This is a genomic window from Streptomyces sp. NBC_01750 (genome assembly GCF_035918095.1).
In the GTDB taxonomy this organism is placed as follows: Bacteria; Actinomycetota; Actinomycetes; order Streptomycetales; family Streptomycetaceae; genus Streptomyces.
In genome coordinates this window covers 8,605,562-8,617,302 of sequence record NZ_CP109137.1, presented here as the reverse complement: position 1 = coordinate 8,617,302, position 11,741 = coordinate 8,605,562, and the positions used below count along the sequence as shown (strand labels likewise).

The window sequence follows — 11,741 nt, the reverse complement described above, 5'->3', positions numbered from 1 at the left end:
CGTCCCGGACGACGTCGTCGGGGTGACGGCGCCCTTGTGCAGGTACGCACCGAGTGCGGCCGATCGCTTCGATCGTGTGGCGCAACCGGCGGCCAGGCACGGACTCCAGCCGGTTGCCGTGCACCGTGTTCAGCTGCGTGTGCCCTGAACCCACTGGGGAATCCGCCGCGGAGTCCGCCCGCTCAGGGAGCCCATCTGTACTTCCCGCCACCGACCCACCGTACGACCGCGGGGTCGTCCAGATCGACGTGCACCATACCCGCCGCATGCGCCAGCTGCAGGACATCCACCACATCGCGGGCGATCCCCACTATCACGCCGTTGATCTGCACGACACGGAAGGGCCGCTCGCCCTGCTCGACAGGCGAGATGAGGATCGGGGAGGTCACAAACGCCGGGGTCTCACTCTCGGTCATAGTTCCACGCTGCGCCCGTCGCGGCATCCGCACAAACGCACAGCGTAGGAGACGCAGGGTCATGGCCTGCCGCCGACCCCGGCCGACGCCTGACTAGGGGGAAAGCCCCCGGCGGACGACACACTCGGTCATGTTGCCGGGGCCAAGGCGTATCGGCTTCCGCGCCGCCTCTGCGGTTCGTCCGGATCCATCGCGTGTCGCCCCCGTCCAGGTGGACAGAGCCGTGCGCTGAGTCACGGTCTCGCGGACGCTGCCGGCATCTTTCGATCTTGGTCCTGCCGGCGGCACTCCGCTACGCCTGCCGCGGGCCGTAGTGGCAGCGGACATGCCGACGCCACTGGTGATGAGGCGATCGGTGCAGTCGTCGATGTGCGTGCGGCCGTCACGGGTACCCGGTTACGCCCCTGCCGGCGGCCTGCGCGCAGCGTACGTTCCCGCGCCCCCCGCCAGCAGCATCACGCAACCCGTGAAAATCAGCCCGGCCTGGCGCAGCCCGAGCCATGTGGCCATGGCGCCGACACCGACCACCGGCAGCGAGATCCCGGTGTAGGCGACGACGAAGAACGCCGAAATGGTGCCGCCACGATGCTGTGCCGGTGCCGCGCCGCTGACCAGGGTGAGTGCCGCGCGAAAGGCCAGTCCCTGGCCGGTGCCGCCGCACAGGGCACCCAGGACGAGCAGGGGCAAGGATTCGGCGATCAGTGATGACGCCACCAACAGCAGGCCGACGACGAGGATGCCGCACCCTACGGGGAGCGCGAGACGCGCGCCGATCCGCTCGGTCAAGGACTGCCCGACGGTCGAAGCGAGGAACACGGAGAACACCACCGCGCCCGACACCGCCAGATTGCGCACGCCCAGCGTCTGCGAGGCAAAGCTCGGCGCGACCGCCGTGAACAGCCCGAGAAGTGCGAAGCCCGCAAACGCCGCCAGCGCGGCGGGCGTGAACACACCCTTCACCTCCGGAGGCACCGTGACTCCCTGCGGTTTCAGAGGTGGCCATCGCTTCGGCTCCGCCACGGTCTCCGGCAGGAACCAGGTGATTCCACAGGCCACAGCCACCAGCCCCAGGTGGACCCAGAACGGCAGCATCAGCGGCCAGGGCGTGTACTGCGCGAGGATGCCGGAGAGCAGTGGCCCGCAGCCCAGACCACCCATGTTCGCCGCGGTGGCGGCGAACCCGGCCCGCGCCTTCTGCCCAGGACCGGCCAGCTCGATGACGGCCGCTGTCGCCGCGCCGCTCAGCAGACCGGCCGCACAGCCGGACAGCAGCCGCCCCGTGAAGAGCAGAGGCAGACCGCTCTGCAGGAGGAAGCATCCCGCACTCGCGGCCGACAAGGCCATGGCGATCAGGAGCACAGGTCTGCGCCCGACCTCGTCGGAGTAGTTTCCCGCCACCAGCAGCACGGTGATGACCGCCACTGCGTAGACGGCGAAAACGACGGTCACCATCAGCTCGGAGAACCCGATCTGCTCCTGGTAGAGCCCGTACAGCGGTGTGGGCAGGGTGGTCCCGGCCATCCCGATGGCGAACACCACTGCCGCAGCCGGATAGCCCGGTCGCCAACCACCGCCTGCGTTCTCTGCGTTCTCTGCGCCCTCGCGAACGATCACGCACGTCACCCTACGAGGGCCCCCTCACTGCAACAGCACCGGCACAAGTCGGCGCGCTGTCCCGCAGGGCAACATCCGCCCGATGCCGGTTTCCGCCAGCGATGTGCACGCCCTCGAGGAGCTCGGCCATTCGGCCGCGATTGGATTGCGCGCCTTGTCGGACCGTCGTGTTGTTGACACTGGTGCGCACCGACGTCCAGGACATGGTGGCATCGGGCGCTCAGCCACGAAGGAGGAAGGACGGGTATGCACATACCCCGTTCCATAGCGGGTCACCGGCATTATGCGGCGGCCCTGGCCGCGGCGGTGATCTGCTCGACGATATTCGCGGTGCCGGATCTCTCTCCGGCCGGTGGCGGGCCGTCACCTTCGGTGCCTGCCCCACAGCTGGACTGGAAACCCTGCGTCCAGGGCAGCCCGTTCGACTGCGCGACCGCGAAGGTACCGCTGGACTACCTCAACCCCGGCCTTCGCACCATCGAGCTGGCAGTCATAAGGCACAAGGCAACCGGCCCCGGCCGACGCATCGGCACCCTGTTCTTCAACCCCGGCGGCCCCGGCGGGCCCGGGACGGTGCAGATGCCACAGAATTACGAGTCCTTCCCGCAGCAGGTACGGGAGCGGTTCGACATCGTCAGCTGGGACCCCCGCGGAGTCGGCAACAGCACCGCGGTGAACTGCTTCGGCAGTCGCAAGGAAGCCGACGCGTGGAATGCGAGCAAAGCGGCAGGCTTCCCGGTGGGCGAACAGCAGCGGACGGCCTTTATCGCCGCGTACAAGGACCTCGCCCGGCGCTGTCAGCAGCGTGACCCCGAGCTCCTGCGCCATGTGTCGACCGCCGACACCGCACGCGACCTCGACCAGCTCCGCCAGGCGGTGGGCGACCCACAACTCACCTACCTCGGGATCTCCTACGGCACGTTCCTGGGCGCCACCTACGCCAACCTCTACCCCGGCAAGGTCCGCGCCATGGTTTTTGACAGCAACGTCGACCCGCAGGCCTGGACCCACGCCTCCGACCCCCCGCTCACGACATTCCTGCGCATGGGCGCGGACCGCGGCGCGGCAGCAGTCCTGGACAAGTTCCTCGCCCTCTGCGGGTCCACCACCACCGCCCGCTGCGCCTTCTCCGCCGGCAGCCCCAAAGCGACCCGGGACAAGTTCGACCAGTTGATGCGGCGGCTGAGGGAGCATCCCGTGGGCGCATGGACCTATAGCCGTACGGTCGCTGACGCCGTGAACAGCCTCTACGTTGTCCACCCCGGATGGACGGGCCTCGCCGGCAGGCTGCAGAACCTGTGGCAGGGCCGCGTTCCGGAGCCGTCCGCTCTTCCGCCCGCGCCACCGGTCCCGAATCCAAATCCTTACCTGGGCGATGAACAGGCCGGTGCGGTGTTCTGCAGCGACAGCCCCAATCCGCGTGACCCCGCTGCCTATCACGCCATGGAGGAGGTCAGCGCCACCCGTGCGGGCGACGCCGGACGCTTCTGGACCTGGGCCGCCGAGGGATGTGCCGACTGGCCGGCCACAGCGGCCAACATCTACCGCGGCCCGTGGAACAAGGCGACGGCGCACCCCGTCCTGGTGGTCGGTACCACCTACGACCCCGCCACTCCCTACTCGGGCGCACAGGCCATGGCCAAACAACTGGCCAACGCCCGCCTGCTCACCAACAACGGGTACGGGCACACCGAACTGATCAACCCCAGTAGTTGCGTCAAAGCTTACGAGAGCCGCTACTTGATCGACGGCACCCTCCCGCCCGCCGGAGCAACGTGCCAACAGGACACGCCTCCCTTCGCAGCACCCAAGCCACAGGGCGGCGTAGCCACCGGCGGGGGCGCGATGGCCGACGTCGCCTCCTTGGTGGTCCCGCCACCGGCCGCAACGGTTGTTGCTGACCGGCAGTAACGGCCACGGCCGTTCCCACTCCGCGTCCGTCAAGTCACCCCGCCCCGTGCCGGAATGCCGAAGCGAACCGAAAGCCAGACAGTCACGTGATCGGGCGGGCAAGTCCGTCGACAACGGCATGCTCATCGAGGCGGCCGCCGGCGCGCGCACGAGATCGTGCGGGGCGGCGGGGTGGTCGATGACGAACGGGCGGTCCAGAGCGGCGAGTACGGGGGGAATCGAGTCCAGCCGTTCGGCTCGAATCCGGACGTGGACCCATCCGGTGCGTTCGTCGGCTGCCGCGGGGCCGCTCGAGCCGTCGGCGCGGGTCCCGCCTGTGTCGGCCCGGTTGACGTCGTCGGGTGTTGCCGTGGCCGGGATCAACGAACGAGCCGGATTGCACGGTCGTGGCGCCGATCCGGTCCAGCCGGAAGGTGCGTATCTCCCCGCCGGCCGGGTCGCACCGGTCAGGTACGACCGTCCGGAATGCGCCACGAGACCGTAGGGCAGGACGACGCGGTCGCTGCTGCGGCCCTTTCGGTCGGTGCGGTTGATCGCCATCGGCCGCTGATGGCGTGCACCGACCGGCCGCAAACCGCACGGTGATTACCGAATTCCGAGTCGCCGGCGTCGACGCGGAATTCCAGCGTCTGACTCCCCTCGGCTGCGAGTTCGTCCAGAAGCCGACGACGATGCCGTGGGGCAACCGCTCCCTCCTCGTCCGGGACACCGACGGCAACTTGATCAACTTCTTCACGCCCGTCACCCCCGACGCCGTGCAGAGGCAAGTTCGCCGGGGAAGGGCCCGGTGCCGGCCGACCTTCCGGTACCCCGAGGACTTTGCGGTCTCGCCAACTCGTGTGGGCTGAGGGACGATTGCCCCGATGACCCTGGTGATCGACAGGCGCACCTCGCGCTCGCCCTCTTTCCAGCCCCCGGCGTCAGGGCTGCCCCGCCCGCTCCCACGCGTACCTGATCGCCCGGACGGCCACGAGCCGCCTCCTGGATGCCCTGCCCGAGACGGACCCAGCCGTTCCCACCCTCGAACTGGCCTGGCGGCACTCCCCGTGACCTTCCCGCCCGCCACCCCCGTTCCCCTGTCCTGAATCGGAGATCCCACCATGCCCCAGCCTTTCGTCCTTGACCCCGCCGGTGCAGACCCGGACGCCGAACACCGCACGCTGCGCGCCAAGGGACCCGCGACCCGCGTCGACGTTCTCGGCGTAACCGCCTGGTCCGTCACGGATCCCGACTTGCTGAAGAGGCTGCTGACCAGCTCGGACGTTTCCAAGGACGCCCGCCGGCATTGGCCGCAGTTCAACGACGCCATACAGACGTGGCCACTCGCCTTGTGGGTAGCGGTCGAGAACATGTTCACCGCCTACGGCCAGGATCACCGCAGGCTGCGCCGGATGGTTGCCCCCGCCTTCAGCGCCCGGCGCGTCGACGCGCTCAAGGATCGCGTTGAGAACATCGTCGCCGAGCTGCTCGACGACCTGGAGAAAACCGAGCCCGGCGAACAGGCCGACCTACGTGAGCACTTCGCCTACCCGCTGCCGATCCAGGTCATCGGCCACCTCATGGGTCTGCCCGCCGGCCGGCGCGAGGGCTTTCGCGCGGTCGTCGACGGCGTCTTCGCCACCACCCTCACCCCGGAGCAGGCCGCCGCCAATACTGTCGCCCTCTACGCGGTGCTCGACGACCTCATCGCCACCAGGCGGGCGGAGCCCGGCGACGACATGACGTCCCTGCTCATCGCCGCGCGGGACGAGGACGGCGACGGGTCTGCGCTGTCCGAGAACGAGCTGCGCGACACTCTGCTGCTGATGATCAGTGCGGGCTACGAGACCACCGTCAACCTGATCGACCAGGGCATCACCGCGCTCCTGACCCACCCCGAACAGCTCCACAACGTCCGCTCAGGCCGGGCGACATGGGGGGACGTTGTGGAGGAAACTCTGCGCCTGGAGCCCGCCGTCAAGCATCTGCCGATGCGCTTCGCCGTCCGTGACATTCCGCTGCCCGACGGTCAAGTAATCGCCGAGGGCGAGGCAATCCTCGCCTCCTACGCCGCGGCCAACCGACATCCCGACTGGCACGGAGACAGCGCCGAGAGCTTCGACGTCACCCGCACCGCCCCGGGCCCGGAGCACCTCGCCTTCGGTTACGGCGCCCACTTCTGCCTCGGCGCTCCCCTGGCCCGCCTTGAGGGAGCCATCGCCATACGGGCCTTTTTCGATCGCTTCCCCCACGCCGAACTCGCCGTCCCCTCCGACCAACTCCCGCGCGTAGCCTCGCTGATCACCAACGGGCACCAGCACCTGCCCGTGCGTCTGAAGCCCGCCGTCTGAACGCCCTCACCTCCCAGGGCAGAGCTCATACCCCCGCGCCGCCCGGAAGCCCCGGGCGGCGCGGCGCCGTTCATGGGCTCCGCCCGCGCCGGCCGGGTCCCTTGGCAGCACCGGCGGTACGGAACCGTGCCTTGACGTGCTCCCTGGCCTAAGCCTCGATCCACCGAGTGACCCGCCTCCTGTGGATAAGGAATCAAGAAGAGGTGCCTGCTGACCTGCGATGATGGGAGTTCTGACGCTTCCAGCACGCACAATCAGCAAGGCACCTCGTAGATGAAAGTTTCCCATACTCCGGCGGCGGTCTCCGCTGCGTTCGACGACCCGAATCTGATCGCGCATGCCGGGCTGGTCCCGGTGATGCAGCTGGCCGAGCGGTGCGGGCTGGCCCGTCTGGTGGCGGAGAAGGTGAAGCTGACCGGAGCGAAGAACGGCGCGGGTGCCGGGCCGGATGCCAAGGTCACCAGCATCGTGGCCGGGATGGCCGCCGGTGCGGACAGCATCGACGACCTTCACGTCCTGCGCCACGGCGCGATGCCCGTGTTGTTCGCAGGCGTCCGTGCGCCCTCCACGCTGGGCAGCTTCCTGCGCGCGTTCACCCACGGTCACGCACTCCAGCTCCACGCGGTGCACCGCAGGTTCCTGGCCGCTTTGGCCTCGCACACGCCGCTGCTGCCCGGCGCAGGCGAGAAGGCGTTCATCGATGTCGACTCCACCCACAAACGGGTCTACGGCCGGACCAAGCAGGGCGCCGAGTACGGCCGGTTCAAGGGCGTCCGCACCCTGCACCCGCTGCTGGCCACGATCTGCACCCCCGCCTCGCGGCCGGTGATCGCCACCGTGCGGATGCGCCGCGGGAAGGCAGCCGACTCACGCGGCGCCCCGAAACTGGTCAGTGAGGCGCTGGCCACCGCCGTCGAGGTCGGCTGCACCGGCCTGCGGATCCTGCGGGCAGATTCACAGTTCTACAACGCCGGTGTAATCGCCGCCTGCCGCCGGACCGGGGCCCGCTTCTCCATCACCTGCGGCATGAACCCCTCCATCAAGCGGGCCGTCCTCGGCATTCCGGACGAGGCATGGCAGCAGATCACCTATCCCACCGCGGTGCCCGACCCCGACACCGGCGAGCTCATCTCCGGCGCCGAAGTCGCCGAGATACCCGCCTACACCGCCTTCACCGGCCGCAAGAAGAGCGAGCGGGTCACGGCCCGGCTGATCGTGCGCCGGGTCCGGGACCTGGCCGAACCCGCCGTCGTGGGTGAACAGGGCGAGCTGTTCCCCCTCTGGCGCTACCACCCGTTCTTCACCGACAACCCCGCCCCGACCCTCCAGTCAGAACGGGAACACCGTCACCACGCCGTCGTCGAGCAGGTCATCGCCGACAGCAAAGCCGCAGCTCTGGCCCACCTGCCGTCCGGACACTTCCACGCCAACTCCGCCTGGCTGACCCTGTGGGCGATGACCTACAACCTGCTGCGGGCCACCGGTGCTCTGACCTCCGCCTTCCACGCCAAGGCCACCACCGCCACCCTCCGCGCCCACCTGATCCACGTTCCCGCCCGGACCGCCCGCTCCGCACGGCGCGTCACCCTGCACCTACCGAACAACTGGCCCTGGCAGCACGCCTGGACACACCTCTTCGACACCGTCCACGGCCCAGCCGGCTGACACGAACGTCCCTGCCCACCCCGCCCGCAAGGGCCCAACCGGAACCGAACACGTGGAAACGCTGGGCAGACCAGCAGCTACAAGGTGCCCAATCCAACGGCCGTCCCCCGACCTCAGCCAGAAGATCACCCTCAGCCCACATCGGTGGATCGAGGCTAAGACCGTGTCCTACATGGTGAGGTTGCGGAAGCGTTTGTAGCAGCAGAGGGCGGCTGCGAGCCCGAGAAAGGCCAGGTAGTTCCCCGGGTGCCGCTCGTAGCGTGGTTGAGTCTGCGGTAGCCGGTCAGCCAGGACGATGGGTCGGCCGCGCGGCGAGGTGTCTGCCCTGGCAGACCCTTTTCCGCGCGGCCTCCCGCCGAACCAGACGTGATGGTTTCCCGATCATCCGGCTCTCCAGTGACTACAGCGTGAGCGAGTCAGGCTGCTCGCGCAGGACACACGGCGCCGTTGCGGCGATCTGCATTTCGCATACCTCCCGGGTCTGGTGCGTCCGAGTCACCTGGTGTCGGCGTACAAGTGAACGCGCACCACCACGTACGGATGAGAATGCACCGTTGTTGATGCGTGGAGGGGGTCGAGACCGGGAGTCTTCTGTCGTCCGTTCGGGTCGGTGGAAGGGGGCTGGCAGTGGTGTTGGACCCGCATCGGTGGCTGGAACTCAGGCGGTTTCGCGGTCTGTACGAGTCCGGTGCGATGAGCCTGCGGGAGATCGCGAAGGAGACCGGGCTGAACCGTCGCACGGTCACCAAGTACCTGTCGGGCGAGGTTCCGGTTGCACCGCCGAAGAGGGCGGCGAGCGGTCTCCCGCGTCAGCGGGTTGTGGACGAGGTCGCCCCGCTGATCGACGCGATGCTGCGGGCCGAGATCCTGCTCAAGGGGGCCGTGATCCACGAGCGGCTGGTGGCGGAGTACGGATTCACCGGCAACTACCAGCGCGTGAAGATGTATTTGCAGGAGGCCAGGCCGAGGGTCGCGGAGGAACTGGGCATCAGCCCGGGTGAGCTGGCCGGCCTGCACCGCAGGTTCGAAGTGGTGCCCGGTGCTCAGGCCCAGGTGGACTGGGGGGATGAGGGCAAGATCCTCGCTCATGTCGGGATCCCGAAGGTCTACTCGTTCCACATGACGCTGTCGTACTCGCGAGATCCGTTCTGCTGCTTCACCACCAGCCAGGACCTGGCGACGTTCTTCGACTGCCACCGTCAGGCGTTTACCCACTTCGGCGGTGTCCCGATGTCGATCGTCTACGACCGGACCAAGACCGTGGTCCGCCGGCATGTCGCCCCTGGTGAGGCCGTTCCGCTGCATCCGGAGGCGGTCGCGTTCGCCGGCCACTACGACTTCGACCCCGACGTGCTGGCCGCTTACCGGCCCACCGGAAAGGGCCGGGTTGAGCGCCAGGTCCTGATCGTCCGTGATCACGTCCTGGCAGGGAGGGCCTTCTCCTCGGTCGAGGAGCTGAACGCTGCCTTCACCGCCTGGGTTCCGCTGCGGCGAGCGAAGGTCCACGGCACCCATCGCGAGGTCATCGGCCTTCGCGCCGTCCGCGACCACATGGCACTTCGATCCCTTCCGCGAAGCCCATATGTGGTCACTCAGCGGCATCTTCGCCATGTCGGCAAGGACTGTCTGGTCGCGTTCGACGCGAATCTCTACTCGGTGCCGGCCCGCAGGGTCCGTCCCCGCCAGCTGGTCGAGGTCCGGGCCACAAAGTCCCAGGTCATGCTGCATGCCACCACACCCGACCACACTGGCGAAACCCTTCTGGCCACCCATCCCCGCGCTCTCGGCCGCGGGGCCCGAGTTGTCGACGAGAAGCACTGGGAAGGGCTGCCCAGCGGAGCGGGCCGCCGCGTCACCACGGGCGATGTCTCCGCACCGCGGCGGTCGGACGGTGTCGGCCCGGAGACTGGGTCGCTGTTGGCCTTACTGAACCGGGCCGCGGCCACCCAGGTCGAGGTCGGCCGCCGCCCCCTGTCGGTCTATGACGAACTGACCGGCACCCGCCCCTTCACCACCAAGCCGAGCACGAAGGAATCCCGTTGAGCGAGCTGGTCTCCACCCGCATCCGCAGCACGGCCGCCAAGCTGGGCCTGCCCCACCTGGCCGAGGCCCTGACTCAATACGCTCAGCGGGCTGACGAGGCCAAGATGGGCTACCTCGACTTCATCGACCTGGTTCTGTCCGAAGAGCTGGCCGTCCGTGACGACCGCCGCTTCCGCCAAGGGCTGCGGCTCTCCAAGCTGCCGCACCACAAGACACTCGATGAGTACGACTTTTCGTTCCAGCCCGACCTCGATCCCCGCAAGGTCAAGGATCTCGCCACCCTGTCGTTCGTCGAGGCCAAGGCCAACGCCGCACTCCTGGGGCCGCCGGGGGTGGGCAAGACACACATCGCCGTCGCCCTCGCTGTCGCGGCCTGCCGGGCCGGCTACTCGATCTACTTCACCAGCCTTGACGACATGGTCCGCAACCTCACCGCCGCCGAAGCGGCCGGACGCCTGACCAGCAAACTCGGCAGCTACCTGCGGCCGGCGGTCCTCGTCCTCGACGAAGTCGGCTACCAGCCCCTCGCGCGAGCCGAGGCCAACCTGGTCTTCCAGGTGATCTCAAAGCGGTATGAAAAGGGCTCGATCATCCTGACATCGAACAAGACCTTCAGCGAATGGGGACAGGTACTCGGCGATGAAGTCCTCGCCACCGCCATTCTCGACCGCCTTCTCCACCACTGCGGCGTCGTCTTGCGGCGGAGAGTCCGACGCGTAAGGGCAGTCCGTCCGCGTCGGACAGGACATGCATCTTGGCACCCGGCTTGCCCCGGTCCACCGGGCTCGGACCTGCAAGTTCGCCCCGAGGCTGCTATGTCGCGTCAAGCTGCTGGAGCGCGTTGTCGTGGTTGCCGTCAGGTGAGGGGTCTGAGCGTTCGAGGATCTTGAACAACTGGCGACAGACAGCTCGTTTGAGGCAGCGTTGTGCGTCGCGAGAGGTCTTACCTTCGGCAAGCCGGCGCGCGACGTATGCCTTCGTGAGCGGGTCCAGTTGCATGCGGATGAGCGTGATCGTGTGGAGAGCCCGGTTCAGCTGGCGGTCACCGCTGCGGTTGATCCGGTGTCGGTTCGTGAGTCCTGAAGAGGCCGGGATCGGTGAGACGCCGGCGAAGGACGCGAAGGCAGCCTCGGAGCGGAAGCGGCCAGGGTGCGACCAGCTGACCAGCACCTGGGCTGCGGTGATAGGGCCGCCCCCTTGCAGGTCCAACAGCTCTGGAGCCATCTGACGTACGAGGTTGAGGATCTCATTCTCGAGTTCCTTGGCCTCAGCTTGGAGTGCCTGGACACGCTGGGCGGTGGACCGCAAGGCCCGGACGGTCATCCGGTGCTCGATGCCTTGCGTCGGGCGGTCTCTCAGCTGAGCACAACGGCTGATCTGGGCCGGACGCTTTAGTCTCCGCAGCTCGGCACGCAGGTCGTCCGGTGCGGAGACGATCAGGCTCTTGAACTGGTTGATCGCCGCGGTGCTGGCGAGGACCGCACCGATCGGGCTGACAGCCGCGGCGGCGAGGGTGTCCCGGTGAGTGTCGACGCCGATGACGCCGTCGACTCGTTCTGCGAGCATGGTCACGCGGTTGTTCTCCTTCGAAGGCTGGACGACCGTGGTCGGCGCCGACCTGGGTGGAGTCACCGCGTGGCATATCTGTGATGAGTTACGTCGAAACGGCGGACAAGCTGCTGATCAAGCCAACGGGGTGGGCCAGGCCGACGCCGACGTCCGGCAGACATCTCGGGGGCACGGCAGGCTCTGACGAGCCGCC

General features: G+C 68.2%; 7 protein-coding genes and 4 pseudogenes. 6 read left to right on the top strand and 5 right to left on the bottom strand.

What is annotated here, in order from left to right:
* Nucleotides 1-182: 182 nt before the first annotated feature.
* Both OG966_RS38825 and OG966_RS38820 read right to left on the bottom strand, forming a co-directional pair.
* Complete coding sequence (locus OG966_RS38825) at nt 183-416, bottom strand: hypothetical protein (RefSeq protein WP_326654813.1); 234 nt, start codon at nt 414-416, stop codon at nt 183-185.
* Nucleotides 417-812: 396 nt separating this feature from the next.
* On the bottom strand, nt 813-2,030 hold the full coding sequence (locus tag OG966_RS38820; protein ID WP_326654812.1) for an MFS transporter: 1,218 nt from the start codon (nt 2,028-2,030) through the stop codon (nt 813-815).
* A gap of 246 nt (nt 2,031-2,276) precedes the next feature.
* On the opposite strand from OG966_RS38820, the gene OG966_RS38815 reads away from it, so the two are divergent.
* From OG966_RS38815 to OG966_RS38800, 4 genes and pseudogenes are all read left to right on the top strand, one after another.
* Nucleotides 2,277-3,941 carry an alpha/beta hydrolase gene (locus OG966_RS38815; protein ID WP_326654811.1) on the top strand — a complete coding sequence of 555 codons (1,665 nt, stop codon included), beginning with the start codon at nt 2,277-2,279 and terminating at the stop codon, nt 3,939-3,941.
* A 551-nt stretch (nt 3,942-4,492) separates the two neighbouring features.
* Nucleotides 4,493-4,789 (top strand): annotated as a pseudogene (locus OG966_RS38810) (VOC family protein); the annotation flags it as partial.
* Nucleotides 4,790-5,041: 252 nt separating this feature from the next.
* Nucleotides 5,042-6,271, top strand: coding sequence for a cytochrome P450 family protein (locus tag OG966_RS38805; RefSeq protein ID WP_326654810.1), 1,230 nt, complete (start codon nt 5,042-5,044; stop codon nt 6,269-6,271).
* A 273-nt stretch (nt 6,272-6,544) separates the two neighbouring features.
* Nucleotides 6,545-7,936 carry an IS1380 family transposase gene (locus OG966_RS38800; RefSeq protein WP_326652221.1) on the top strand — a complete coding sequence of 464 codons (1,392 nt, stop codon included), beginning with the start codon at nt 6,545-6,547 and terminating at the stop codon, nt 7,934-7,936.
* 168 nt (nt 7,937-8,104) lie between these two features.
* Here OG966_RS38800 and OG966_RS38795 read toward each other — a convergent pair.
* Nucleotides 8,105-8,229: pseudogene (locus OG966_RS38795) on the bottom strand (IS5/IS1182 family transposase); the annotation flags it as partial.
* A 334-nt stretch (nt 8,230-8,563) separates the two neighbouring features.
* On the opposite strand from OG966_RS38795, the gene istA reads away from it, so the two are divergent.
* Together istA and istB are read left to right on the top strand one after the other, a co-directional pair.
* Nucleotides 8,564-9,979 carry an IS21 family transposase gene (gene istA / locus OG966_RS38790; RefSeq protein WP_326654809.1) on the top strand — a complete coding sequence of 472 codons (1,416 nt, stop codon included), beginning with the start codon at nt 8,564-8,566 and terminating at the stop codon, nt 9,977-9,979.
* Nucleotides 9,976-10,674 (top strand): annotated as a pseudogene (gene istB / locus OG966_RS38785) (IS21-like element helper ATPase IstB); the annotation flags it as partial. The gene istA and the pseudogene istB, both read left to right, overlap by 4 nt.
* On the opposite strand, the pseudogene OG966_RS38780 reads toward istB, so the two are convergent.
* Both OG966_RS38780 and OG966_RS38775 read right to left on the bottom strand, forming a co-directional pair.
* Nucleotides 10,655-10,783 (bottom strand): annotated as a pseudogene (locus OG966_RS38780) (IS5/IS1182 family transposase); the annotation flags it as partial. The pseudogenes istB and OG966_RS38780 sit on opposite strands and share 20 nt — an antisense overlap.
* Nucleotides 10,784-10,792: 9 nt before the next feature.
* Nucleotides 10,793-11,551, bottom strand: coding sequence for a transposase (locus OG966_RS38775; RefSeq protein ID WP_442806794.1), 759 nt, complete (start codon nt 11,549-11,551; stop codon nt 10,793-10,795).
* Between the last annotated feature and the right edge of the window lie 190 nt (nt 11,552-11,741).

Excerpts from the sequence above, each read along its gene's own strand:
- OG966_RS38805 (WP_326654810.1), top strand. The coding sequence starts at position 5,042 with ATGCCCCAGCCTTTCGTCCTTGACCCCGCCGGTGCAGACCCGGACGCC.
- OG966_RS38815 (WP_326654811.1), top strand. The coding sequence starts at position 2,277 with ATGCACATACCCCGTTCCATAGCGGGTCACCGGCATTATGCGGCGGCC.
- OG966_RS38800 (WP_326652221.1), top strand. The coding sequence starts at position 6,545 with ATGAAAGTTTCCCATACTCCGGCGGCGGTCTCCGCTGCGTTCGACGAC.
- OG966_RS38825 (WP_326654813.1), bottom strand. The coding sequence starts at position 416 with ATGACCGAGAGTGAGACCCCGGCGTTTGTGACCTCCCCGATCCTCATC.